This window comes from Streptomyces cacaoi (assembly GCF_006539165.1).
GTDB classification, from domain to species: domain Bacteria; phylum Actinomycetota; class Actinomycetes; order Streptomycetales; family Streptomycetaceae; genus Streptomyces; species Streptomyces cacaoi.
Window position 1 is genome coordinate 294,786 of the sequence record NZ_BJMM01000007.1, and the last position, 25,533, is coordinate 320,318.

At 73.9% G+C, this 25,533-nt stretch carries 17 protein-coding genes and 1 pseudogene; 6 read left to right on the plus strand and 12 right to left on the minus strand.

The window, feature by feature from the left end; genetic code table 11:
- Positions 1–10: 10 nt before the first annotated feature.
- From SCA03_RS10345 to SCA03_RS10380, 8 genes are all read right to left on the minus strand, one after another.
- Positions 11–1,621 carry a sodium:solute symporter family protein gene (locus tag SCA03_RS10345; protein ID WP_086816157.1) on the minus strand — a complete coding sequence of 537 codons (1,611 nt, stop codon included), beginning with the start codon at positions 1,619–1,621 and terminating at the stop codon, positions 11–13.
- Positions 1,622–1,828: 207 nt separating this feature from the next.
- Positions 1,829–2,467, minus strand: coding sequence for a TetR/AcrR family transcriptional regulator (locus SCA03_RS10350; RefSeq protein WP_030885235.1), 639 nt, complete (start codon positions 2,465–2,467; stop codon positions 1,829–1,831).
- On the minus strand, positions 2,437–3,303 hold the full coding sequence (locus SCA03_RS10355) for an enoyl-CoA hydratase family protein (protein WP_086816159.1): 867 nt from the start codon (positions 3,301–3,303) through the stop codon (positions 2,437–2,439). Before SCA03_RS10355 ends, SCA03_RS10350 begins: the two co-directional genes overlap by 31 nt.
- An 11-nt stretch (positions 3,304–3,314) precedes the next feature.
- Complete coding sequence (locus SCA03_RS10360) at positions 3,315–4,481, minus strand: acyl-CoA dehydrogenase family protein (RefSeq protein WP_030885230.1); 1,167 nt, start codon at positions 4,479–4,481, stop codon at positions 3,315–3,317.
- A gap of 101 nt (positions 4,482–4,582) precedes the next feature.
- The gene (locus tag SCA03_RS10365; RefSeq protein ID WP_230988568.1) at positions 4,583–6,673 is read right to left on the minus strand and encodes an acetyl/propionyl/methylcrotonyl-CoA carboxylase subunit alpha; all 2,091 of its coding nucleotides are present in this window, start codon (positions 6,671–6,673) and stop codon (positions 4,583–4,585) included.
- 6 nt (positions 6,674–6,679) lie between these two features.
- Positions 6,680–8,326 carry an acyl-CoA carboxylase subunit beta gene (locus tag SCA03_RS10370; protein ID WP_371863909.1) on the minus strand — a complete coding sequence of 549 codons (1,647 nt, stop codon included), beginning with the start codon at positions 8,324–8,326 and terminating at the stop codon, positions 6,680–6,682.
- Positions 8,323–10,107 (minus strand): acyclic terpene utilization AtuA family protein, encoded by a 1,785-nt coding sequence (locus SCA03_RS10375; RefSeq protein WP_086816161.1) that lies wholly within the window; start codon positions 10,105–10,107, stop codon positions 8,323–8,325. The genes SCA03_RS10370 and SCA03_RS10375 overlap by 4 nt, the downstream gene beginning before the upstream one ends.
- A complete protein-coding gene (locus tag SCA03_RS10380) occupies positions 10,104–10,970 on the minus strand; it encodes a TIGR03084 family metal-binding protein (RefSeq protein ID WP_086816163.1) in 867 nt (288 codons plus the stop codon). Before SCA03_RS10380 ends, SCA03_RS10375 begins: the two co-directional genes overlap by 4 nt.
- Before the next feature lie 263 nt (positions 10,971–11,233).
- Here SCA03_RS10380 and SCA03_RS10385 point away from each other — a divergent pair, with 263 nt between their 5' ends.
- The 3 genes and pseudogenes from SCA03_RS10385 (at position 11,234) to SCA03_RS10395 (ending at position 14,347) form a co-directional block, all read left to right on the plus strand.
- Positions 11,234–12,163 carry an AraC family transcriptional regulator gene (locus tag SCA03_RS10385; RefSeq protein WP_037851029.1) on the plus strand — a complete coding sequence of 310 codons (930 nt, stop codon included), beginning with the start codon at positions 11,234–11,236 and terminating at the stop codon, positions 12,161–12,163.
- Between the two features lie 126 nt (positions 12,164–12,289).
- Positions 12,290–12,985, plus strand: a pseudogene (locus SCA03_RS10390) (dioxygenase family protein); the annotation flags it as partial.
- Positions 12,986–13,351: 366 nt separating this feature from the next.
- Positions 13,352–14,347 (plus strand): hypothetical protein, encoded by a 996-nt coding sequence (locus SCA03_RS10395; RefSeq protein ID WP_141275323.1) that lies wholly within the window; start codon positions 13,352–13,354, stop codon positions 14,345–14,347.
- A gap of 312 nt (positions 14,348–14,659) precedes the next feature.
- On the opposite strand, the gene SCA03_RS10400 is transcribed toward SCA03_RS10395, so the two are convergent.
- Both SCA03_RS10400 and SCA03_RS10405 read right to left on the minus strand, forming a co-directional pair.
- Positions 14,660–17,599: an FAD-binding and (Fe-S)-binding domain-containing protein gene (locus SCA03_RS10400; protein WP_086816996.1), complete on the minus strand. Its 2,940-nt coding sequence runs from the start codon at positions 17,597–17,599 to the stop codon at positions 14,660–14,662.
- A gap of 123 nt (positions 17,600–17,722) precedes the next feature.
- Entirely contained in the window at positions 17,723–18,088 is a 366-nt protein-coding gene (locus SCA03_RS10405; protein WP_030885202.1) for an MmcQ/YjbR family DNA-binding protein, read from the minus strand.
- A 362-nt stretch (positions 18,089–18,450) separates the two neighbouring features.
- Here SCA03_RS10405 and serC point away from each other — a divergent pair, with 362 nt between their 5' ends.
- On the plus strand, positions 18,451–19,569 hold the full coding sequence (serC, locus tag SCA03_RS10410; RefSeq protein ID WP_030885200.1) for a phosphoserine transaminase: 1,119 nt from the start codon (positions 18,451–18,453) through the stop codon (positions 19,567–19,569).
- 60 nt (positions 19,570–19,629) lie between these two features.
- Here serC and SCA03_RS10415 read toward each other — a convergent pair whose 3' ends face one another.
- Complete coding sequence (locus SCA03_RS10415; protein ID WP_107429073.1) at positions 19,630–20,580, minus strand: ABC transporter permease; 951 nt, start codon at positions 20,578–20,580, stop codon at positions 19,630–19,632.
- The gene (locus tag SCA03_RS10420; protein WP_230988569.1) at positions 20,577–21,749 is read right to left on the minus strand and encodes an ATP-binding cassette domain-containing protein; all 1,173 of its coding nucleotides are present in this window, start codon (positions 21,747–21,749) and stop codon (positions 20,577–20,579) included. The genes SCA03_RS10415 and SCA03_RS10420 overlap by 4 nt, the downstream gene beginning before the upstream one ends.
- A 133-nt stretch (positions 21,750–21,882) precedes the next feature.
- On the opposite strand from SCA03_RS10420, the gene SCA03_RS10425 reads away from it, so the two are divergent.
- The gene (locus tag SCA03_RS10425; RefSeq protein WP_086816994.1) at positions 21,883–22,827 is read left to right on the plus strand and encodes a TetR/AcrR family transcriptional regulator; all 945 of its coding nucleotides are present in this window, start codon (positions 21,883–21,885) and stop codon (positions 22,825–22,827) included.
- Positions 22,828–23,123: 296 nt separating this feature from the next.
- Entirely contained in the window at positions 23,124–25,376 is a 2,253-nt protein-coding gene (locus SCA03_RS10430) for a HelD family protein (protein WP_141275324.1), read from the plus strand.
- Positions 25,377–25,533 lie beyond the last annotated feature (157 nt).

Below are 25,533 nucleotides of genomic sequence, written 5' to 3' on the forward strand. Positions count from 1 at the left end.
GCGGCGCGGTTCACGGTGAGGGTGTGGCGGCTCCGCCGTCCGGACGGGGGTCCGGTGCGGTGGGGCCGCCCTGTGCGGGGAACGGGGCGGCGGCGCCCCGGAGTCCGCCGTCGGGGGCGTCCGGGTCGTCCGGGGCATCGGGACTGTCCGGGCCGTCCGGGATGCCGAGGGAGTCGACGAGGGCCGAACCCCGCACGCTGCCCTGGGGTTTGACGAGGCCGAGGACGATGTAGAGCACCAGCGACGTCAGCAGGGGCAGCCCGACCGTCATGGCCTCCGTCGCACCGTCGACGCCCCAGTACAGATACGACCAGACGGCCAGGCCGCCGGCCCAGGAGCCGATGGCGGCGAGCGGGCCGTGCCGCTTGAACCAGGGCAGCAGGCCGAGCATCAGGGGGATGGAGATCGGGCCCATGGTGGCCGCGACGATGCTGACGACGACGGTCATGATGAAGCCGTCGGGGTCGGCGAAGAGCGCGAAGCCCATGCTGGCCGTCACGAACGCGACGGTCGTGAGGCGGGCGAACAGCAGGTCCTGCCGTTCGCCGAGCCGGCGGACCTTCGGCACGAGGACGGGTGCCAGATCGCGGGTGATGACGGCGGTGATGACGTTGGAGTCGGAGGCCACCATCGCCATGGTGTGCGAGAAGAAACCGGCCAGCAGCAGCCCGATCAGTCCGGTGGGCAGCAGTTCCTGGGCGAGCCGGATGTAGGACTCCTCGCCGTTCTGGAGGCCGGGCACGATGAGCGGGGCCGCGATCATCGGGATGAACAGGATCAGCGGCCACAGCAGCCACAGCGCGCTGGAGAGCAGTGCCGACCGCTTCGCGCGCGAACCGGAGGGCGCCGCCATGTAGCGCTGGGCGAGGTTCCACATGCCGCCGTTGTACTCGAACGTCTTCACCAGCAGGAACGCCATGATCAGGCCGGTGGTGACGGAGCCGTTGACCGGGTCGCCGTGGTCGGCGGGCAACTCGTCCCACATCGTCCACAGGGTGGCGAAGCCGCTGAGGTGGGCCATGACGGCGACGAGCATGGCGATGCCGGCGACGAACTGGATGACGAACTGGCCGAAGTCGGTGAGGACATCGGCCCACAGCCCGCCGAAGGCCATGTAGATCATGGTGCACACGCCGGTCAGGACGATGCCCCAGGCCAGCGGGATGTCCGCGAAGCCCTGGAGCAGCACGGCGATCGCGACCCACTTGGAGGCGATGTCGACGACCTTGAGGGCGGCGCCGCTGTAGGCGAGGACCTGCTGGGTGGGCAGGTTGTAGCGCACGGCGAGGTATTCCAGCGGCGAGTTGACGCCGTGCCGGGCGCGCAGCCGGTTCCAGCGCGGCGCGAACAGGAAGGCGCCGATGCCGACGGCGAGCCCGATGGTCAGCGGCCACCAGAAGTAGACGGTGATGCCGTAGTCGTAGGCGACGGCGGCGAAGGTGACGAACATGATGGCGCTGTAGCCGGACATGTGGTGCGAGATGCCGGAGAGCCACCAGGGGATGCGGCCGCGGGCGGTGAAGAAGTCCGCCACGTTGTCGATGCGCCGGGAGGCGAACAGGCCGATCCCGAGCATCACGAAGAAGTAAGCGCCGACGACGACCCAGTCCACACCGGACATGGCGGCTCCCTGCCTAGTTCATACACATGAACTCGTGCCAGATCGCTGAACAGCGCTTCACACTAGAAGTGGCCCATGGGAGCGTCAAGACTGTGCACAGCACGGGAGTTGACGGCTTCGGAGCCGTCCATGTCGGTGAATGGCGGGCCGTCGGCGGCACCGGCGGCGGCCGACTGCGGTCGACTGCGGACGGCCGCCGTCCGGCGCTCAGCCCTGGAGGCCCTGTTCGACGAGCCGGGCCCACTGCGCGACGACGCGCTCACGGCGGGCGCTGTCGTCGGTCAGCAGATTGGCGAGGCCGAGGCCGCGCGCCATGTCGAGAAGGCCCTGCACCGTCTCGCGGACGCCGGGCTCCCGCTCGTCGGCGCCGAGCAGTTCGACGGCCATGCGGTGCGTCTCGCGCCCGATGCGCGCCTCCAGGGCCGCGACCCTGGGGCCCAGCTGCGGCTCGTTCGTCGCGGCCACCCACAGATGCAGGGCGGCGCGGAAGAGGGTCCCGGTGTAGAGGTCCACCAGGGTGCGGACCGCCGTGTAGGCGGGCGACGCCGCGGCCTCGTCCGCGGGGCCGCGGTCGATGGCGGCGCGCAGCGCACGGGAGCGCTCCTCGGCGACGTACTCGACCGCGGCCGTGAACAGGTCCTCACGGGTGGGGAAATGGTGCTGCGCGGCGCCGCGCGAGACACCGGCGTGCTCGGCGACGACCGTCACGGTGCTGCCGGACCAGCCGTGCTCGGCGAGGCAGGTCACGGCGGACTCCAGCAGCCGCTGCCGCGTGGCGCGGCTGCGGTCCTGCTTGGGCGCCGCGCCACGCACGTTCACCGCGCGCTCGCCTGCCGCACTGCCCATTCGGGGTCCCGTCGTTCGAGGAAGGCCGTCATGCCCTCGCGGGCCTCCGCCGACGCGAACAGCCGCGCCGACAGGTCAGCGAGGGTACCGGTGTCCCGGTCGAAGGCCGCCAGCACCTCCCGGGCGGCCAGCCGCTTCGACTCCCGCAGGCCCTGCGGGGAGCCGCGCCGCAGCCCGTCCAGCACCGGGGCGAGCGCGGCGTCGACGGCTTCCCGGCCGCGCGGGCCGCCGCCGTCCGCGTCCCGCGGGGCGACGTCACCGGTGCCCGGCGGGTCCTCGGCGGCGAGGGTGACCAGGCCGATACGGGCCGCCTCGCGCGGGCCGAAGCGCTCGCCCGTGAGGTAGTAGCGGGCCGCCGCGCGCGGGTCGACACGGGGCAGCACCGGCATGGATATGACCGCCGGCGCGACCCCGATGCGTGCCTCGGTGAACGCGAACGTCGCCCCGGGCCCGGCGACGGAGATGTCGCAGGCGGCCAGCAGGCCCGTGCCGCCCGCACGGACGTGCCCGGTGACGCGGGCGACGACCGGCTTGGGGAACTCGACGACGGTACGCAGCAGCCGGGCGAGCGCGAGCGGCGCCTCCGTGGGCGCCTGCTGTGCGCCCGCCTCGCTCAGATCGGCGCCCGCGCAGAAGGTGTTGCCCGTGTGGGTGAGCAGCACCGCCCGGGTTTCCGGGTCCTCACGCGCCTCCTCCAACGCCGTGTACAGGGCGCGCATCAGCCGGGCGGAGAGCGCGTTGCGGCGGTGCGGTGCGTCCAGGGTCACGGTGGTGATGCCGTCGGCCCGCGCCGTGCGGACGGGGCCGGGCTCCCGCGGGGTGTTCTCCTCGCTCATCTGCCGCCTCCTCAGTACGACTTGGGAAGGCCGAGGGTCTGATGGGAGACGTAGTTGAGGATCATCTCCCTGCTGACCGGTGCGATCCGCGCCACCCGGGACGCGGTGATCATCGAGGCGAGCCCGAACTCGCGGGTGAGCCCGTTGCCGCCGAGGGTGTGCACCGCCTGGTCGACGGCCTTCACACACGCCTCGCCCGCCGCGTACTTGGCCATGTTGGCGGCCTCGCCGGCGCCGACGTCGTCGCCCGCGTCGTACAGCCGTGCCGCCTTCTGCGTCATCAGCCGTGCGCATTCGACCTCGATGTGCGCCTGTGCCAGCGGATGTGCGATGGCCTGGTGCGCACCGATCGGGGTCTTCCACACCTCGCGCACCTTGGCGTACTCGACGGCTCGCGCGAGCGCGTGGCGTGCCATGCCCAGCGCGAAGGCCGCCGTCATGATGCGCTCCGGGTTCAGCCCGGCGAACAGCTGGAGGAGTCCGGCGTCCTCGTCGCCGACCAGCGCGTCCGCCGGCAGCCGTACCTCGTCGAGGACCAGCTCGAACTGCTTCTCCGGCGCGTCGATCGCCATGTCGATCCTCCGCCGGGAGAACCCGGTGGCATCCCGCGGCACCAGGAACAGACAGGGCTTGAGCTTGCCGGTGCGCGCGTCCTCGGTGCGGCCGACGATCAGTGTCGCCTCGGCGATGTCCACACCGGAGACGAACACCTTGCTGCCGCTCAGCAGCCAGTCACCGGTGGCCTCGTCGCGCCGGGCGGTCGTGGTGATGCGGTGCGAGTTGGAGCCCGCGTCCGGCTCGGTGATGCCGAACGCCAGGATGCGCCCGCCGTCCGCCAGGCCCGGCAGCCAGGTGCGCTTCTGCTCCTCGGTGCCGAAACGTGCGATGACGTTGCCGCAGATGGCCGGGGAGACGATCAGCATCAGCAGAGGGCAGCCGGCGGCGCCCAACTCCTCCAGCACGATGCCGAGTTCCTCGATGCCGCTGCCGCCGCCCCCGTACTCCTCGGGCAGGTTCACGCCCAGATAGCCGAGCTTGGCCGCCTCCGTCCACAGCTCACGGGTGTGCCGCCCCTCGCGGACGACCTCGGCGAAGTAGTCCCGGCCGTAGCGGGCGCCGAGCGCCGCCACCGCCTCGCGCAGGGCGCGCTGTTCGTCGCTCTCGATGAGTCCGGTCATGCTGCTGCTCCCTCGGTCGGTTCCCGGGGCCCGGCCTGCCGCGGGCCCCGTGCCGCGCGCCGGCCGGCGGCCGGCGGCGGTGCACGCCCCTGTTCCGGGCGTCAGTTGACGACGGCGAGCACCGTGCCGACCTCGACCTGCCCGCCCACCTCGACGGGCAGAGCGGTGACGCGGCCGTCCGCCGGGGCGGTGACCTGGTGCTCCATCTTCATGGCCTCCAGCCACAGCAGCGGCTGTCCGGCGCGGACCTCGGCGCCCGCCTCGACACCGTCCGCGATCCGCACCACCGTCCCCGGCATCTGTGCCAGCAGCGAGCCGGGCTCCCGCGCCGTCTCCGGCTCGGGCAGCCGGGGCAGTGCGGTGAACGCGTAGGGCCCCGCGTACACCTCGGAGCCGTCGCCGTAGGCCGCGACCTCCCAGGTGCGCCGCACCCCGTCGCTCTCCAGGACGACCGCGTCCTCGCGCACCTCGGCCACCCGCACCCCGGGGTGGTCACCGGGCAGCACATCGGGCCGGCCGCGCCGCCACACGTAGCGCACCTCGTGCACCGTGCCCTCCCCCGGTCCTGACGCGGAGCCGTCGCCGGTGCCGCGGTCCGCGTACCGCCGCAGCTGCGGCCCGGAGGCGAGATTGCGCCAGCCGCCGACGCGGGCCGCGACAGCGGGCCGGGGCGCGCCGCCCGCCGCTCCGGGCGGCGGCTGACGGCGTACGGCATCCGCGAGCGCGGCGGCCAGCAGCGCGTGTGCGCGCGAGGTGTCCGCTCCGGCGGGCGGCTTCGTCAGCTGTGCGAGGTTCCGGTCGTAGAAGCCGGTGTCCAGGCGCGCGGAGACGAAGTCCGGGTGCCGCAGGGAGGCCACGAGCAGCTCGCGGTTGGTGGCGGGCCCGTGGATCCGGGCGCGCTCCAGGGTGTGCGCGAGCAGCCGGACGGCGGCGCCCCGGGTGGGTGCCCAGGCGACGACCTTGGCGAGCATCGGGTCGTAGTGCGCACCGATCTCGCTGCCGCTCTCCACGCCCGCGTCGACGCGCACGCCGCTCCCCGGGCCCGCGCCGGGCACTCCTCCCGCGCCCGGCACCTCCAGCAGCCGCAGGACGCCCGTCTGCGGGCGCCAGTCGTGCGCCGGGTCCTCCGCGTACAGCCGGGCCTCCACGGCGTGGCCACGGGCCGCCGGGGGGCCGCCGGGCGGCAGCGGCTCGCCCTCGGCGATCCGCAGCTGCCAGGCGACGAGGTCGAGGCCGTGCACGCACTCGGTCACCGGGTGCTCGACCTGGAGGCGGGTGTTCATCTCCAGGAAGTACGGGCGCTGCTCGGCCGGTCCGCCGCCGGTGACGAGGAATTCGACGGTGCCGGCGCCCGTGTAGCCGACCGCGCGGGCCGCGGCGACGGCGGCGTCCCGGAGCGTGCCGCGCAGCGCCGCGTCCAGGCCGGGCGCGGGCGCCTCCTCGATGACCTTCTGGTGCCGCCGCTGGAGCGAGCAGTCCCGGGTGCCCAGCGCCCACACCTCGCCGTGCGCGTCGGCGAGGATCTGCACCTCGACATGGCGCCCGCGCTCGACGTACGGCTCGACGAACACCTCGCCGTCCCCGAAGGCGGCGGCGGCCTCGGCGCGGGCGGCCTCGATCTGCCCGGCGAGCGCGGCCGGTTCGCGTACGACGCGCATGCCCCGGCCGCCGCCTCCGGAAGCCGCCTTGACCAGCACGGGGAAGGCGTCCGGCGGCACCGCTCCGGGGTCCAGCGGCGCGAGCAGCGGGACACCGGCGTCGGCCATGAGGCGTTTGGCGCGGGTCTTGGACGCCATCGCCTCGACGGCCTCCGGCGGCGGGCCGATCCACACCAGCCCGGCGTCGCGCACCGCGCGGGCGAAGTCGGCGTTCTCGGACAGGAAGCCGTACCCGGGATGGACGGCGTCGGCCCCGGCGGCGAGCGCGGCCCGGACGACGAGGTCGCCGCGCAGATAGGTGTCGGCGGGTGCGCTGCCGGGCAGCCGGACGGCGGCGTCCGCCTCGCGTGTGTGCGGGGCGTCGGTGTCCGGGTCGGAGTGGACGGCGACGGTGGCCAGGCCCAGTGCGCGGCAGGTGACGAAGACACGCCGGGCGATCTCCCCGCGGTTGGCGACCAGTACGGATGTGATCAACGGCTGCTCCCCGGTGTCCGGTTGTGATCGGTTCTCGCTCTCCATGCGGGAGTCGTTCATCGGGCATCACATCCGGAAGATTCCGAAACCGCCGCGGGCGCCCCGCACCGGTGCCGTGTGGATCGCGGACAGGCACAGGCCGAGCACGGTGCGGGTGTCCCGCGGATCGATCACCCCGTCGTCGTAGAGCCGGCCGGAGAGGAACATCGGCAGTGACTCGCTCTCCACCTGCTGCTCGACCATCGCCCGCAGCCCCGCGTCGGCCTCCTCGTCGAACGGCTTGCCCTTCGCCGCCGCCGACTCGCGCATCACCAGGGACAGCACCCCGGCCAGCTGCTGCGGCCCCATGACGGCCGACTTGGCGCTGGGCCAGGCGAACAGGAACCGCGGCTCGTAGGCCCGGCCGCACATGCCGTAGTGGCCCGCGCCGTAGCTGGCCCCCATGAGCACCGACAGATGCGGCACCTTCGAGTTGGAGACGGCGTTGATCATCATCGAGCCGTGCTTGACGATGCCGCCCTGCTCGTACTCCGTGCCCACCATGTAGCCGGTGGTGTTGTGCAGGAACAGCAGGGGGATGTCGCGCTGGTTGGCCAGCTGGATGAACTGCGTCGCCTTCTGCGACTCCTCGCTGAACAGCACTCCCTGCGCGTTGGCGAGCACCCCCACCGGATAGCCGTGCAGCCGCGCCCAGCCGGTCACCAGGCTCGCCCCGTACAGCGGCTTGAACTCGTCGAAGGCGGAGCCGTCCACGATCCGGGCGACGACCTCACGCGGATCGAACGGCTCCTTGAGGTCGGCGGGGACGATGCCGAGCAGTTCCTCCGGGTCGTACAGCGGCTCCCGTACCGTCTCCGGCGGCGGATCCGGGTGCGCCTTGCGCCAGTTGAGGCGGGCGACGATCCGGCGGGCGCGGCGCAGCGCGTCGTACTCGTCGGCGGCGAAGTGGTCGGCGAGGCCGGAGGTGCGCGCGTGCATGGCGGCGCCGCCCAGCTCCTCGTCGTCGGCGTCCTCGCCGGTGGCCATCTTCACCAGCGGGGGGCCGCCGAGGAACACCTTGGCGCGCTCCTTGACCATCACCGTGTGGTCGGACATGCCCGGGATGTAGGCCCCGCCCGCCGTGGAGTTGCCGAAGACGACGGCCACGGTGGGGATGCCGGCCTCGGAGAGCCGGGTGAGGTCACGGAAGAGCGCGCCGCCCGGGATGAAGATCTCCTTCTGGCTGGGCAGATCGGCACCGCCCGACTCGACGAGGCTCACACACGGCAGCCGGTTGGCGCGGGCGATCTCGTTGGCCCGCAGCGCCTTCTTCAGCGTCCACGGGTTGCTCGCACCGCCGCGCACCGTCGGGTCGTTGGCGGTGATCAGACACTCGACGCCCTCGATGACGCCGATCCCGGTCACCAGGGAGGCGCCGACGGTGTAGTCGCTGCCCCATCCCGCCAGCGGCGACAGCTCCAGGAACGGGGTGTCCGGGTCCAGCAGCAGCTCGATGCGCTCCCGGGCCAGGAGCTTGCCGCGGCCGCGGTGGCGCTCGACGTACTTCTCGCCGCCGCCCGCGAGCGCCTTGGCGTGCTCGTCCGCGAGTGCGCCGAGCTTGGTCAGCAGGGCCTCGCGGCGTGCCGTGTACGCCTCCGCGCGGGGATCGACGGCGGTCGGCAGCGCGGCCGGGACCGCCGGGGCGCCCGGGGAACGGCTCGGGGTGCTGGTCACTTGAGGAATGCCTCCGGTATCTCCACGTGCCGCGCGCGCAGCCATTCGCCGAGCGCCTTGGCCTGCGGGTCGAAGCGGTGCTGCGCGGCGACGCCCTCGCCGAGGATGTCGTCGATCACGAAGTTGAGCGCCCGCAGATTCGGCAGCTCGTACCGACGCACGGGCAACCCGGCCGCCTCCGGCAGGAGTTGGCGCAGCCGCTCCTCGGTGAGCATCGCACGCATCCAGCGCCAGACGGCCTCGTCGCCGTCCCGCGCCCACACCCCGATGTTGGCGCTGCCGCCCTTGTCGCCGCTGCGCGCCCCGACGACGCGGCCCAGCGGCGCCCGGCGGGCCGGCCACGCGGGGGCGCCGGACGGCTCCGGTACGGGCCCCGACGGGTCCGGCTCGGGCACCGGGCGCGGCGGGTCGGGCTGTCGCGCGCCGTCCGGCGGGGGCGCCGAGCGGAACGCCACGTCCACCCGTTCCCCGTCGGGCAGCACCGCCACGTGCGGGACGTCCGTCGCGGCCACGTACCGGGCGGTGAACACCCCGTACGGGGCGCCCCGGGACGGCGGCGCCGTGACGTGGAAGCCCGGGACGCTCGCCAGCGCCAGCTCCACCGCCGGGCCCGTCACGGCCCGCCCCACCACCTCGGCGTCGTCGTCGCGGACGACGAGCCGCAGCAGCGCGCTCGCCTCCTCCTGCACGGCGGCGTCCGGCCGGTCGGTGCGTGCGAGGCTCCAGGAGACCTCCCGGGGCCGGCGCCCGGCCAGCGCCCGCTCCATCTGCCCGCGCACCAAGGCCGCCTTGGCCTCGATGTCGAGCCCGGTGAGCACGAACGTCACCTCGTTGCGGAAGCCGCCGAGTCGGGTGAGGCCGACCTTGAGCGTGCCGGGGCGCGGCTCGCCCCGCACGCCGTCGATCCGCACCCGGTCGGTGCCCGCCTGGCTGAGCCGCACGGAGTCCAGGCGGGCGGTCACATCGGGCCCCGGATAGCGGGGGCCCGCCGTCTCGTACAACAGCTGTGCCGTCACCGTGCCGACGGTCACCGCGCCGCCGGTGCCGGGGTGCTTGGTGACGACGCAGGAGCCGTCGGCGGCGATCTCCGCGAGCGGGAAGCCGGGGTGCCGCACATCGAGGCCGTCCCGGTCGAAGAACGCGTAGTTGCCGCCGGTCGCCTGGGTGCCGCACTCCAGGACGTGCCCGGCGACGACCGCGCCCGCCAGCCGGTCCCAGTCGTCACCGGCCCAGCCGAAGTGGGCCGCCGCGGCACCGCTGACCAGCGCCGCGTCCGCGACCCTGCCGGTGACGACGACATCGGCACCGGCCCGCAGACAGGCGGTGACCCCGGCACCGCCGAGGTAGGCGTTGGCCGTGAGCACGCCCTCGCCCCACAAGGAGCGCCCGCTCAGATCGTCGCCCTCCACGTGCGCGACCCGCGCCGGTATGCCCAGCCGGGCGCTCAACTCGCGTATGGCCGCGGCCAGTCCGGCGGGGTTGAGGCCGCCGGCGTTGGTCACCAGCGCGACCCCGCGCTCCCTGGCGAGGCCCAGTCCCTCCTCCAGCTGACGCAGAAAAGTGCGCGCGTAGCCGCGGCCTGGGTCCTTCAGCCGGTCACGGCCGAGGATGAGCATGGTCAGCTCGGCGAGGTAGTCGCCGGTCAGCACGTCCAGGGGGCCGCCGGTGAGCATCTCCTTCAGCGCGTCGAACCGGTCGCCGTAGAAGCCGGAGGCGTTGCCGATCCGCAGGACGCCCGGGCCCGCACCGGTCCCGGCACCGCTGCCGCCGGTTCCCGTCATGCCGCGCCGCCCTCCGCGGCCCGGCCCCGGCCGTCGTCGGTGCCGCCGCCGGTGCCGCCCGCGCCGGTGTCCCGGACGCGTGGCCGCCCCGGTCCGGGCGGACCGGCGAACGCCTGCGCGATGCCCAGCCAGCGCTCCGCCTCCTCGCCCTCGGCACGCACCCGGGTGTCGTCCCGGTGCACCCGCCGGGTGGCGAGCCGGCAGAACTCCACGGCGTCGCCGGTGACCCTGCCGAAGGGGGCGGCCTCCGGGCCGTGCGCCCACAACTGGCCCTCCGGACCGGTCACTTCGACGCGGAACGGCCCCGCGGGAGGCGTCAGACCGTGCACCGCGTAGGCGAAGTCGCGGGCGCGTACGCCGATACGGACGACGTGCCGCAGCCGGGCCGTCGGCTCCCGGACGGTGCCGAGCGCGTCGGCGACGTCCTCGCCGTGCGCCCACATCTCCATGATCCGCGCGGTCGCCTGACCGGCCGCGCTCATCGGCAGGCCGAACCACGGGATCCGGGTGCCCTCCGGCAGCGCGCACAGCGCCTCGCGCAGCTGTGCGCGGGCCGCCCGCCACTCGCCCAGCAGGGCGGCGGGAGCGCGCCGGGCGCCCTCGGCGGCGCCCTCGTCGACGAAGGACATCGGATCCGCCCCGGCCATCAGCTGCTCGGTCTCCCGCCGGAAGCCCTCCGGGTCGGTGGCCGCGCGCAGCGCCTGCCGGTCCGTCCACGCCAGATGCGCGATCTGGTGGGCCACGCTCCAGCCCGGCGCCGGGGTGGGGGCCGCCCAGCCGGCCTCGTCCAGCTCCGCGACGAGGGCGTCCAGCGCCTCCCCCTCGTCCCGCAGATCGTCGAAGACACCGTCGGGACCGTTCATCCGCCCTCCCCTTCCGCCGTGCGCCGCACTCGTCCGCCGCGCCGGGACGCGGTTCAGCGGCCCAACTGCCCGCCGTGGCAACGAGGGTGGCAGCCTCCGGAAAAACAAGCAAGCGTGCTTGCATTGCCTTTTTCGGCCGCACCCCGGGTAGCTCTCGCTGGGCGCGGCACGCACAACCGCGCCCGGGCACATCTGCGCGGGCCGGCGGATCCGAGGACGGGAGAGTGGTCGCGGTGGGCAGTCAGCGGCGCCGCCACCGCACCATGCCCCTGCACCGGCTCGACGTGCCCGCACCACACGTCCTGCCGTTCGCCATCGGGACGTTCGACACCATCGGCCCGCTCTCCCGCGCCGCCTATCCGCACCGGCACACCTTCTACGAGCTGGCGTATGTGACCAGCGGCAGCGGCACCCACGTCGTCGACCTGCACCGCTGGCCGCTGCGACCGCCGCATCTGTGCGTCATCACACCGGGCCAGGTGCACCACTGGCAGCAGACCGACGAAATCCAGGGCTGCGTCGTGCTGTTCGACCCGGCGTTTCTGCTCGCACACCCCGGCGACCGGGCACTGCTGCGCACCCTCGGCCGGCGGCCCTCCCTGCCGCTCACCGGGGCGCACGCGGACCGCGTCGAGGAACTGCTGTGCGGGATGCGGCACGAGTACCGCGCCGAGCAGCGCGAGATGCTCTCCGTCCTCCAGGCGTACCTGCACATCCTGCTCGTGCACGCCAGCCGGATGCCGCCGGACGCCACGCACGTGCCCGCCGACGACGGCCCCGACCCGGCGACGGCCGAGGGCAGGGCGGCCGCGCTGTCCGGCGAGTTCGTCCGGCTCCTGGAGCGCTCCGGGCCGGAGGCCGCCCGCACCGTGCGGGAGTGCGCCGCCGAACTCGGCGTCTCGGCGGGCTATCTGACCGCCGCCGTACGCACCGCCACCGGCCGCACCCCCGCACAGCTGATCCGGCACACCCAGGTGCTGGAGGCCAAACGGCTGCTGGCCGGCACCCAGCTGCCGGTGCGCCGGGTGGCACGCGAGGTGGGCTTCGCCGACCCCGCCTACTTCTGCCGGTTCTTCCGCCGCGAAGCAGGCGTCAGCCCCGGCGAGTTCCGGCGCGGCGCGGGCACGGGGGCGCACGGAATTCACCACGGTCCGGGAAGTCTGTCCATCGACCCCGCCGGGAGCCCTTCCTAACGTCGTTCCCGGCGTTCACACCGCGCCGCACCGGCGTCCCCCCGGCGGCGGCCGCAACCCCCGCCGCCGGGCCGCGACGTGTCCGTCCCCGCACTTCCCCCACCTTCGAAGGAGCGAGGCACAGTCATGGACGAAGCCAGAGACCCGTCCCCCGCAAGCCCCGCGCACCGGCCCGAGGGCGACGGCCCGGCACCGGCCCGCCGCGGGCTGACCCGCAAGAGCGTGCTGCGCGCGGCCGTCGCCGCCGCGCCCGCGGCCGTGCTGCTCGGCGCCTCCGCCGCCGCTGCCGGCCCCGCGCTCGCCCGGGACCGGCGCGGCCCCCAGCGCCGTCTGGAGGCCACCCCGTCCTGCGACGACGGTGACGACCCCACGCCGCCGCAGATCGAGGGGCCCTACTTCAAGCCCAACTCGCCCGAGCGCGACGACCTCACCGTCCCCGGCGTGCCCGGCACCGCGCTCTCCGTCAGCGGGTACGTCTTCGGCGTCAGCTGCGAGCCCCTGTCCGACGTGCTGCTGGACTGGTGGCAGGCCGACCCCAACGGCCAGTACGACAACACCGGGTTCAACTTCCGCGGCCACCAGTTCACCGGCGCCGACGGCGGTTTCACCCTCACCACGCTGCACCCCGGCCTCTACCCCGGGCGCACCCGCCATCTGCACGTCAAGGTGCAGGCGCCGGGACAGCCGATCCTCACCACCCAGCTGTACTTCCCCGGCGAGCCGCGCAACGAGACGGACCCGATCTTCGACCCGCGGCTGCTGATGACCGTCAAGCAGGAGGGCGGGGGGCTCGTCGCCTCGTTCGACTTCGTCCTCGACGTCTGACGACAGCTGGGAAAACTGCGACAGCTGGGCTCGGCCGACACCCACCGGGCACGGCTGACAGAGCCGGGCACAGCTGACGCCGGCCCGGTACCACTGCCGACAGCTGGGCACCTTCCGGGGGCCGCGCGGGCGCAACAGCCCGCGCGGCCCTGCGCGTTGCCGCGCCCTCCTTTGCCTCCTTTGCCTCCTTTACCTTCCTTCGCCTTCCTCCGCCCGCCGGGGCGGCCCCGGGTCGTTGTCCGGGCGAGTACCGGTCGGCGGCGCGTGGGCGCCTGCGCGCCCCGGGCACGGAGCAGTTGACTGCACGACACCGGGCCCGCACGGGCCCGCCCGCAGCACCGCTCCCACAGGAAGGACACCGCCGTGCCCACCCGTGGACACCACCCCTACGGTCCGCCCCGGCGCCCGGACGGCTCGCCTGGGCCGCCCGGCTTCCCGCCGCAGCTGAACCGCATCCCGTTCCCGCTCCGCCGGCCGCCCGGCCCGCCCCCGCCGCCTCTCTCGTCCCTCGTCGCGCAGTTCCGCTCCGGTGACTGGCCGCCCCTGAACAGCGTCGTGCGCCGGGCCCCCGTCCGGGGCTGCGCATGGGTCCCGCTGCTCTTCCCCACCCTGCCGCTGGTCGCGCCGGTCCTCGCCTATCCGCTGGTCCGCTCGGCCCGCAGGTACGCACACCGCGCGTTCCCCCCGCACGCCTTCCGCAGGCCCCTGGACCCGGCCGTACTGCGCGTGCAGCGGGTCAGGGCCTGGGCGGCGCTGGTGGCCTCCGCCGTGCTCCTGCTCGCCTACGGCACGGCGGACGACTTCGCGGAGCTCCAGGACCAGTACCTGCTGCGCGTCCTCGTCACCCCGTGGCTGCTGCTGGTGACCTCGCCCCTGGTCATCGTGACCGTGTTCCTGCTCCGGCCGGCACACGAACGCCCGGACATGCGCGCCCGGCTGCGTCCCGTCGTCCGTACCGCCTGCTGGTACTTCCTCGCCGTCATCGCCTTCGCGCTGGCGGCGCCGGGATCGTCCCTGCTCCTCGACGTGCTGCCCGCCAACCCCCTGCTCACCCTGCTGTTCGCCGGGGGCGCGCTGGTCGCGCTGGTGTGGCTGCTGGCCTTCGCCGGCTTCGCCACCGCGACGCTCATCCCCGCCGGGCTCGGCACCCACCGGGTGCATCCCGCGCTCCCGGCCCTGCTGACGGGCTTCCTCGTGTGGGAACTCGCCCTGGCCGACCTCGTCCTCACCGGCATGCCGCCCGGACCGGCCGCCCTCGGGATCTGCTCAGCCGTGGGCGGGCCGCTCTCGGTGAGCCTCGTCGTCTGGTGGGAGATCCACCGGCTGCGCACCCGCCACGGGGTACGGCTGCGCGGGTAGCCACAGCTGCGCGAGCGGACCGGCCTGCGAGCGGCCACAGCTGTCCGAGCCGCCACAGCTGCGCGAGCGGACCGGCCTGCGAGCGGCCACAGCTGTCCGAGCCGCCACAGCTGCGTGAGCGGCCACAGCTGTGCGCGGGCTACGGCGGCTGTCCGAGCGGCCGCAGGTGTGCGAGCGGACACAGCTGCGCGAGCGGACTCGTCCGGATGAGCAACCACAGCTGTGCGCGAGGGGCCTCAGCTGCACGAGCAACCACAGCTGTGCACGAAGGGTCTCAGCTGCACGAGCTGCCGCCTGCGTGCGCGGGCCGGCTCACCCCCGGCTCTCCGCCGTGCCCCGCGCCGTCCGCCGGTCCAGCCCTTCCGCGAGGACCTCCGCGAGGTGCCGCGCCCGGTACCCGCCCAGCTGTGCCATCTGTGTCCGGCACGAATAGCCGTCGGCCAGCAGCTCGGTACCGGGGTCGGCCGCGCGCAGATCCGGCAGCAGCCGGTCCTCGGCGCAGGCCACCGACACGTCGTAGTGGCCCTTCTCGAAGCCGAAGTTCCCGGCCAGCCCGCAGCAGCCGCCGCTCAACGTGCCGTGCAGCCCGGCCCGTTCGCGCAGCCACCGGTCGGCGTCGTCCCCGATGACGGCGTGCTGATGGCAGTGCGTCTGCCCGGCGACGGCCCGGTCGAGGCGCGGCGGCGTCCAGCCGGGCGCCTGCTCCCGCAGGGTCTGCGCGAACGTGCGGACCGCACCGGCGAGGCGCGCGGCGCGCGGGTCGTCACCGAGCAGTTCCGGCACGTCGGAGCGCAGGGCCGCGGCGCACGGCGGTTCCAGCACGGTGACGGGCAGCCCCGCGTCCAGCGCCGGCTCGACCGCGTCCAGGGTGCGGCGCAGCACGGCGCGCGCCCGGTCCAGCTGCCCGGTGGAGACGTACGTCAGGCCGCAGCACACCCGCCCCGGCGGCACCACGGGGCGCAGCCCCGCGTCCCGCAGGACCCGCACGGCGGCCGAACCCGCCTCGGGGGACAGCTGGTCGGTGAAGGTGTCCGGCCACAGCACCACCGGGCGGCCGCGCTCCCGGGCCCGGCCCGGCTGCCTGCGCCACCATCGGGTGAAGCTCTCCCGCGGCAGCGGCGGCACGTCCCGCTCGGGCGCGAGCCCGCCCAGCCGTTTGGCGAGCGCCGCCAGCGGCGGCACCCGGGCGCCCGCGTTCAGCAGCGGCGCCGTACGGGTGGCCGACACCAGCCGCAGCCACAGCGGCAGCCAGCCCATCGAGTAGTGCGCCAACGGGCGGCGCCTGCCCGGGTGTTCGCCGTCGCCCTCGTGGTAGTGGTGCAGGAACTCGGCCTTGTAGGTGGCCATGTCCACCCCGACGGGGCAGTCGCTGCGGCAGCCCTTGCACGACAGGCACAGATCCAGCGCCTCGTGCACCTCCTCGGCGCCCCAGCCGCCGGTGACGACCTCCCCCGCGAGCATCTCGTGCAGCAGTCGCGCCCGGCCGCGTGTGGAGTGCTGCTCCTGCCCCGTCACCCGGAACGACGGGCACATCACACCGGCACCGGACACGGACTCGTCGCGGCACTTGGCGACGCCGACGCAGCGGCGCACCGCGGCGGAGAAGTCCCCGCCGTCGTGCGGGTAGCCGAACTCGACGTCGACGGGGCGGCGCGGCAGCGGCGCGAAGCGCAGATTCGCGTCGATCGGCTCGGGCCGCACGAGCATGCCCGGGTTGAGGCCCGCGTCCGGGTCCCACAGGTCCTTGAACCGGCCGAACAGGCCGACCATCGCGTCCCCGTACATCCGCGGCAGCAGCTCGGCGCGCGCCTGCCCGTCGCCGTGCTCGCCCGACAGGGAGCCGCCGTGCGCGACGACGGTGTCCGCCAGCGCGGCGGAGAACTCCCGGAAGCGGGCGATGCCGGAGCGGTCCAGCAGATCGAAGTCGATCCGCACATGGATGCAGCCGTCCCCGAAGTGCCCGTACGGCAGCCCGCGCAGCCCGTACTCGCGCAGCAGCGCGCGGAAGTCCCGCAGATACGCCCCGAGCCGGGCCGGCGGCACCGCGCAGTCCTCCCAGCCGGGCCACGCCTCACCGCCGTCCGGCCGGCGGGTGGCCGTGCCGGAGGCGTCCTCCCGCACCCGCCACAGCGCCCGCTGCTCCGCCGCGCCGGTGACCAGCGTGTGCCCCGTGGTGCCGTCCGCCGCGTCCCGGCACAGCGCCTCGGCGTGCGCCCGCGCCTGCGCCGGGGTGTCGCCGCCGACCTCCACGAACAGCCAGGCGCCGCCCCGTGGCAGGGCGGCCCGCGCGCCCTCGCCGACGAGGTCCTCCGCCATGCCCTCGACCGTGAGCGGACCGTGCCGCAGCAGCCCGGCCGCCGCCTCCGCAGCCGCGCTCTCGTCCGGGTAACCGAGCACCGCCAGCACCCGCGCCCCGGGCACCGGCACCAGCCGGACCCTCGCCCGGGTCAGCACCCCCAGCGTGCCCTCGCTGCCGGTGAACGCCCGCGCCCAGTCCTCGCCCTTCTCCGGCAGCAGCTCGTCGAGCGCGTAGCCGGAGATCCGGCGCGGCAGCTCGGGGAAACCGGTGCGCAGCCGCGCCAACTCGCCCCGGACGAGGGAGCGTACGCCGTCGCGCAGCCGCTCCGGCACGCCCTCGCCACCGGGCGCCAGCCGCGCCCGCTCGCCCCGGTAGGTGACGACGTCCACTTCACGCACATTGTCGGCGGTGGTGCCCCAGGCCACCGAGTGGGAGCCGCAGGAGTTGTTGCCGATCATGCCGCCGAGCGTGCACCGGCTGTGCGTGGACGGATCGGGGCCGAACGTCAGCCCGTGCGCACCGGCCGCGGCACGCAGCTCGTCCAGGACGACGCCGGGCCCGACGACGGCCGTACGGGACTCCGGGTCGATCTCCTCGATGCCGCGCAGATGGCGCGTGCAGTCCAGCACCACGCCGGTGCCGGTCGCCTGCCCGGCGATCGACGTGCCGGCCCCGCGCGCCACCACCGGCACACCCCGCTCGCGGCAGACCGCCAGCGCGGCCGCCACGTCCTCCGCGTCCCGGGGCGCCACCACACCCAGCGGAACCCGCCGGTAGTTGGAGGCGTCCATCGTCACCAGGGCGCGGTCCTTCGCGCCGAAGGCCACCTCCCCGCGCACCGCGCCCCGCAGCGCGCGCTCGACCTCCCGCGCCTCCTCGGCGTCCGGCGTACGCCCCGCCGCCCCGTGCTGCTGTGCCGGTTCCTGTCGCTGTCCGTCCACTGCGTCGGCCATGGCCCCAGCGTGCATCCTGCGGGGCCCGCCGGTCTGCGTTCCGTGCGCAGTCGCCGGAAAGAGATCGTCAGCCGCCCGGGGCCGACCGCCCCGCGCCCGGCTCCGGCCGTCCGGCGCCCGGGCTCACACCCCCGGCGCGGGCGGCGTGAAGTGCTCCAACAGCCGTGCGGGCGCCGCCTGCTGCCAGGAGTCGGCCAGGATGTCGCGCAGCTCCACCATGTCCTCCAGCGCCGCCAGCCGGGCACGCACCCAGGCGGAGCCCGCCTCGTGCGGCGGCACCCAGAACTTCTCCGGCTCCGCCTTGATCAACTCCTCGCGCTCCAGCCTGGGGCAGCGCACCGCGAACGACGACTCGTCGTCCGGCATGGTGACGAACATCTTCCCCGCGACACGGAAGGTGGGCATGCCCCAGGCGAGCACCTCCTTCGTCTCCGGCAGCGCGAGAGAGAGACGGCGCACATCCTCGGGCCCTGGCCTCGGTCCGCTCATGCGCCAAGCCTAGGCGGCACCCCGGACAGCCTCCCCGGGCCGCAAGAGGCCACCGGAAGCCGCCCGAAGCCACCCGAACCCGCCCGATGCAGCCTGAAGTCACCGGGATCCGCCGGAAGCCGCCGCATACTGCCGAAAGCTGCCGGAACCCAACAGAAGCCGCCAGGAGTCAGCGCGGGGGACGATCCGAAGGGGGCCCGTGGAAGATCCGAAGAGGGCACGTGCGGGCGGAACCGGAGGGGCGCGGGAGGGGAACCGGAGGCGCACGCCGGGGCTTTTGAGGCATCCCGTGCGACGTGAGTGTCGTCTCAGGCGCCGGACGGCCTGGTCCGGGGGCGGTGCCCCGGCACTACGCTGGTGGGGTGGCTGATCTCCAGATTCCCGCTGACATCAAGCCCGCCGACGGTCGCTTCGGCGCTGGCCCCAGCAAGGTACGCCCCGAGGCGCTCGACGCCCTGGCCGCCACCGGTACCTCACTGCTCGGCACCTCCCACCGCCAGGCGCCCGTGAAGAACCTGGTCGGCTCGGTGCGCGAGGGGGTGCGGAACCTCTTCTCGCTGCCCGAGGGGTACGAGGTGGTGCTCGGCAACGGCGGCTCCACCGCCTTCTGGGACGTGGCGACCCACGGCCTCATCTCCGCCAGGTCCCAGCATCTGTCGTTCGGCGAGTTCTCCGCCAAGTTCACCAAGGCCGCCACCCAGGCCCCCTGGCTCGGCGAGCCGAGCGTGATCAAGAGCGACCCCGGCACCCACCCGGAGCCCCGCGCCGAGGCAGGCATCGACGTCTACGCGCTCACCCACAACGAGACCTCGACCGGTGTGGCCATGCCGATCCGCCGGCCGTCCGGCGCCGACGAGGGCTCTCTCGTCCTCGTGGACGCCACCTCCGGCGCGGGCGGCCTCCCCGTCGACATCACCGAGACCGACGTCTACTACTTCGCGCCGCAGAAGTCCTTCGCCTCCGACGGCGGCCTGTGGCTCGCCGTCTTCTCCCCCGCGGCCGTCGAACGGGCCGAGCGCATCGCCGCCTCGGACCGCCACATCCCCGCCTTCTTCGATCTGCGGACCGCGATCGACAACTCCCGCAAGAACCAGACGTACAACACCCCCGGGCTGGCCACGCTCTTCCTGCTGAACGAGCAGCTGGAGTGGCTCAACGGCAACGGCGGCCTGGAGTGGGCGACCGCCCGTACCGCCGACTCCTCCGGCCGCCTGTACAGCTGGGCCGAGAAGTCCTCGTACGCGACGCCGTTCGTCTCCGACCCGGCACAGCGCTCGCAGGTCGTCGGCACCATCGACTTCGACGAAGGCGTCGACGCCGCCGCCGTGGCAAAGGTGCTGCGCGCCAACGGCATCGTCGACACCGAGCCCTACCGCAAGCTGGGCCGCAACCAGCTGCGCATCGCGATGTTCCCGGCCGTCGACCCGGCCGACGTCGAGGCCCTGACCGCCTGCGTCGACCACGTCATCGACCGCCTCTGACCGCACCGGCCGGGCGGCCACCACGGCCGCCCGGCCTCCGCCCGGCCTCCGCCGGAGCTCTCACCTGCCCAGCCGCTGGAACCTCCGCACGGCGAGCGGCAGGAAGACGGCGGTGACGATCACCGGCCACACCCAGGCCATCAGCACCGGATGCTGCTCGATCCAACTGTCCCCGGCGGGCAGGGGGTTGCCGAACAGTTCCCGGACGGCGTTCGCCGTCGAGGAGACCGGGTTCCACATGGCGACGGTGCCCAGCCAGTCCGGCATCGCGGACGGCGGCGTGAAGACGCTGGAGACCATGCCGAACGGGAACGCCACGGCGAACAGGTTCCCCGCCGCCTCCTGGTTGGGGACGAGCAGCCCGAGCAGCACACCGATCCAGATCAGCGCGAACCGCAGCCACAGCAGCAGCGCGAACCCGGCCAGCGTCGCCACCGGGCCACCGTCCGAGCGCCATCCGACGACGAGCGCGATCACGGCCAGCACCACCAGATCGAGCGCCGCGTGCACCACATCGGAGACGCCGCGGCCGGTCACCACGGCGGACGGCGCCATCGGCATCGAACGGAACCGGTCGGTGACCCCGCGCTCCCTGTCGACGACGACCGCCATGGCGGTGTTCATGAAGCCGAACGCCATGGTCATCGCGAACATGCCGGGCATCGCGTACGCCTTGTAGTCCACGCCCTCGCCGACGTCCATGGCGCTGCCGAAGACATAGACGAACAGCAGCACGGACACGATCGGGAAGCCCAACTGCCAGGCGATGTTGGCAGGTTGCCGCACCAGATGCGTCAGATCCCGCCGGACGATCGTCCAGCTGTCGGCCACCGCCCAGTAGACGCGCCGCTCCCGCCCCTCCGGCTCCCGCGGCGCGAGAGACACCGAGGACGCCGAGGATGCCGCCGGGGACACCGACGAGGACGCCGAGGGGGACGCCGACGAGGACGCCGAGGGGGACACAGCCGGGGACGGCACGGCGGACGGTGCCGGGTCCGGTGCGGCGGTCATACGGCGGCTCCTTCCGGGCTCCGGGTGGAGCCGTCGGCATCCGGATCGGGCGGCGGCGCGGCGCCCGGCTCCTCGGCGGGTGCGCCCGTCAGCCGCAGAAAGACCTCGTCCAGCGTGGGCCGGCGCACCCCGATGTCCTCCACGGTGACGCCCTCCGCACGCAGCTGTGCCGCCACCTCCGTCAGCGCCGCGACACCGTCCCGTACCGGCGCGTGCACCAGCGGCACCTCGGCACCGGTCCGCGGCTCCGCCCCGTCGGCGGCCACCCGCGCGACGGCACGCACCACCGCCGGGACGTCCTCCGGCGCGGCGGCGCGCACCTCGATCCGCGCCCCGCCGACCGCACGCTTGAGGCCCTCCGGGGTGTCCTCCCGGATGGTGCGGCCCCGGTCGATGACGGCGATACGGTCGGAGAGCTTGTCGGCCTCGTCCAGATAGTGCGTGGTGAGCAGCACGGTGGTGCCCGCCGCCGCCAGGGACCGCACCGACTCCCACACCTCGCTGCGGCCCCGCGGATCGAGCCCCGTCGTCGGCTCGTCCAGGAACAGCACCTCCGGCGCGAGGATCATGCTGGCGGCCAGATCCAGCCGCCGGCGCATACCCCCGCTGAAGCCCTGCGGCTGCTTGTCCGCGGCTTCCGTCAGCGCGAAGTGCTCCAGCAGTTCGTCCGCGCGCCGGCGGGCGCGGGCGGCCCCGAGGTGGAAGAGCCGGCCGAACATCTCCAGGTTCTGCCGGGCGGAGAGGATCTCGTCCACCGCGGCGTGCTGCCCCGTCAGCCCGATCCGGCGGCGCACCGCCCGCGGCTCACGCCGTACGTCGTGGCCGCCGACCCGGGCGCTGCCGCCGTCCGGCCGCACCAGGGTGGTCAGGATGCGTACGGCGGTCGTCTTACCTGCGCCGTTGGGCCCGAGCAGCCCGAAGACCGTGCCGCGCGGCACCGCGAGATCGAGCCCGTCCAACGCGAACCTGCCGGTCCTGCCGCTCTTCCTGCCCTTGCCGCCCTTGCCGCCGTCCTCGCTGTCCCTGCCGCCCCCACCGCTCGTACCGTCCGCGCCGGCTCCACCGGCTCCGGGCGGTTTTCCTCCGGGCCCGTACCACTTGCGCAGCCCCTGGGCGAGTACCGAGAACTCGCCGTCCGGGTCCGCTTCCGAGGGTCTTGTCGCTGTCACATCGTCCTCCCCGAGGGACGGCCGCACACGTTCGCGGGGTGCGGCACCGGAAAACCGGGTACGCCGTACCCAGTAATAAACAGCGTACAGACTACGCAGAAGGATGCGAGCGGTTTTCTAGGATGGCGGCACCATGGCGACCGAGCACACGAGCGAACACACCCCCGCAGCCACGACCGCGGACGGGACAACGGGCGGAACAGCGGGCGGGGCGGCGGGCGGGGCGGCGAACGGAGCAGCCGGCGAAGCGGCGGACGGCGGCGGCACCGGGGGCGTCCCGCGCCTGGTCCGCAGCCTCGACCTGCTGTGGGGCAGAACCGGCAAGGCCCGCCCCGCCCGCGGGCCGAAACCGGGGCTCACCCTTCAGGAGATCGTGCGGGCGGCCGTCGAACTGGCCAACAGCGAGGGCCTGGCGGCGCTGTCCATGCGCAAGGTCGCCGCCCGGCTCGGCGTCGGCACGATGTCGCTCTACCGCTACGTCCCCGGCAAGGGCGAACTGCTCGACCTGATGGTCGACCACGTCCAGCTGCCGTCGGAGGAGCTCGCCGCACACTCCGGATCGGACTGGCGCTCCACGCTGGAACTCGTCGCCGCCGATTCCTGGAAGCTGTACACCGACAACCCCTGGCTGCTCCAGGTCAATCAGGCCAGACCGCTGCTCGGCCCCAATTCACTGGCCGGATTCGAGATCGCGATCAAGGCACTCGACGGGGTGCCGCTCTCCGGCCAGGAGAAGACCGCCGCCCTCGTCGCCCTCGACAATCTCGTCCAGGGCTCGGCACGCACCCTTGTGCTCGCCCACCAGGCAGCCACCGAATCCGGCATCAGCGACGAGGAGTTCTGGCGCACCCAGTACCCCTACCTGGAACGTGCCGTCGTCAGCGGCGACTACCCCTGGATCGCCGCCCTGCCCGAGGACACCTTCGACGCGGACGACCACACACTGCTCCAGTTCGGCCTGTCCACCCTGCTCGACGGCCTCGACCGGCTGATCACCACACGCAGCTCAGCGCCCGGCCCCGGCTCCCCGTCCGGTTCCGCCTCCGGCACCGCTTCCGGCCCCGGCACCGGCGCCTGAACCGGCCGGCCCGGACCGGGCCGACCCGAACCGGTCCGGTCCCGCCCGCGCGGACGCGCCGCGCGGGAGGAAGCCCCCGCACAGCAAAAAGGCCGCCTGCCCGGCGGCCTCTCCTGTACCCTGCCCCACGTTTACCGTGCGCTTTTGCCGCACGCTTTGCCGGGCGGGAATTCCAGGTGTATCTTGGGGAATTCTGCGTCGTCACAGAAGGGACGTCAGCAGAAAGTCGATGAACTCATTCTAAGCGGGCGGGAGTCGAATTGTCAAACGCGCAGAAAGCGGAGCGGGATACGGAATTGCGCCGCGAACAGGAGTACCTGGACCGGCTGCACGCGCGCGTCGCCGAACTGCGCGCGGACGCCCGGCAGGCCGCGAAAGAAGCGCTGAGCCGCGGCGGCTCCACCTACCAGGCCATGCTGGAACGCGACGTACGCAGCGCGGAAGCACAGGGCCTCGCCGCCGCGCTCGACGCCGACGAACAGGGCCTGTGCTTCGGCAGACTCGTCTTCCGGGACGGCAGCGACCACCACATCGGGCGGATCGGCGTACGCAAGGACGACGAGGAACGCACACCGATGCTGATCGACTGGCGCGCCGACGTCGCCCGGCCCTTCTACCTCGCCACCGGACACGAGCCCATGGGGCTGCGCCGCCGGCGCCACATCACCACCGAGGGCACCCGGGTCACCGCGCTCCAGGACGAGCTGATGGACCTCGCCGACCCCGAACGCACCGGCCACGAGGGCTCCGACGCCGACACCGTGCTGCTCGCCTCCCTCGACGCGGCCCGCACCGGGCGCATGCACGACATCGTGCGCACCATCCAGGCCGAACAGGACGAGATCATCCGCGCGCCCCGGCACGGCATCCTCGTCGTCGAAGGCGGACCCGGCACCGGCAAGACCGCCGTCGCCCTGCACCGCGCCGCCTACCTGCTGTACGCACACCGCGAAGCGCTCGCCCGGCGGGCCGTACTGATCGTCGGGCCCAGCCCGGTCTTCCTCGGCTACATCGGCGACGTCCTGCCCTCCCTCGGCGAAACCGGCGTCCTCGCCCTCACCCCCGGCGAGCTGTACCCCGGCGTCACCGCCACCGGCACCGACACCCCCGAAGCCGCCGAGATCAAGGGCCGCGCCGACATGGCCGACGTGCTCGCCCGGTTCGTCGCCGACCAGCAGCGGCTGCCCGAACCCACCCTCGTCATCGAACACGACGACGGCGAACTGTACTTGGACCGGGAGATCGCCGAACGCGCCCGGCGCCGCGCCCGCGAAGCCGACCTGCCGCACAACCTGGCCCGGCCGCACTTCGCCTTCGAGGTCATCGACGGGCTCACCCGGCAGCTCGTCGAACGGATCGGCGCCGACCCGTACGGCGGCCCGAACCTCCTCGGCGCCGACGACGCCGCCCAACTCGGCAAGGAGGTCGCCGCCGACCCCGCCGTGCACGAAGCCATCGAAGAGCTGTGGCCCACCCTCACCGCGCAGGAACTGCTCGCCCGCTACCTCGCCGAACCCACCCACCTCAGCGAGGCCGACGCGGCGGCCATCCGCCGCGACGACGGCGACTGGACCCCCGCCGACGTGCCGCTGCTCGACGAGGCCGCCGAACTGCTCGGCGAGGACAACAGCGCCGCCGAAGCCGCCGCGGAAGGCGAACGGCAGGAACTGATCGCATACGCGGAAGGCGTACTCGAACTCTCCTACGGCTCCCGCACCCAGGAATTCGAGGACAAGGACGACGAGGAGTCCGAGGTGCTCGCCGCCCACGACCTCGTCGACGCCGAACGGCTGGCCGAACGGTACGAGGAAGCAGACCACCGCAGCGCCGCCGAACGCGCCGCGGCCGACCGCACCTGGACGTTCGGACACGTCATCGTCGACGAGGCACAGGAACTCTCCCCCATGGCCTGGCGGGTCCTGATGCGCCGCTGCCCCACCCGGTCGATGACCCTCGTCGGCGACCCGGCACAGACCGCCGAACCCGGCAGCTGCGGCGACTGGGACACCATGCTCCGGCCGTACGTCGACGACCGCTGGGAACACACCCGGCTCGGCGTCAACTACCGCACACCCGCCGAAATCATGGAGATCGCCGCCGCCGTCCGCCGCGCCGAGGACCCCGCCTTCGAAGGGCCCCGCTCCATCCGCTCCACCGGAAACCGGCCCTGGTCGCGGCGCGCCGAGAACACCCGGGACCTGGCAGCCGCCGTCGCCGCGGCCGCCCCCGGACCGGACGACGGCGCCCACGACGCCCAGGACACCCACGGCCGCTGCGCCGTCATCGCCCCCGCGGAACTGCACGAGGAACTGCTCACCGCACTCCCCCACGCCTCCGCCGGCGAAGAACCCGACCTGACCCGCCCCGTCGTGCTCCTGCGCCCCCGGCAGGCCAAGGGCCTGGAATTCGACACCGTGCTCGTCGTCGAACCCGCCGCCCTCGGCACCAGCGACCTGTACGTCGCCCTGACCCGCGCCACCCAGCGGCTCGGCGTCCTGCACACCGGTGAACTCCCGGAGGCGCTGCGGGAGTTGGGGGGTGAGGCGTAGGCCGGGTTCACTCGATCCGGGTGTTTGGCGGGAGTGAGGGTGGGGGCGGTGGGGCGAGCGGCTGGGAGTGCGGTCGGCTGGGGGTAGGGTTTTCGCAGGTCAGGGGGTGGCGGGTGGTGGGCGCGGCTCCTTGATGGGTGGGCCCACAAAGCGCACC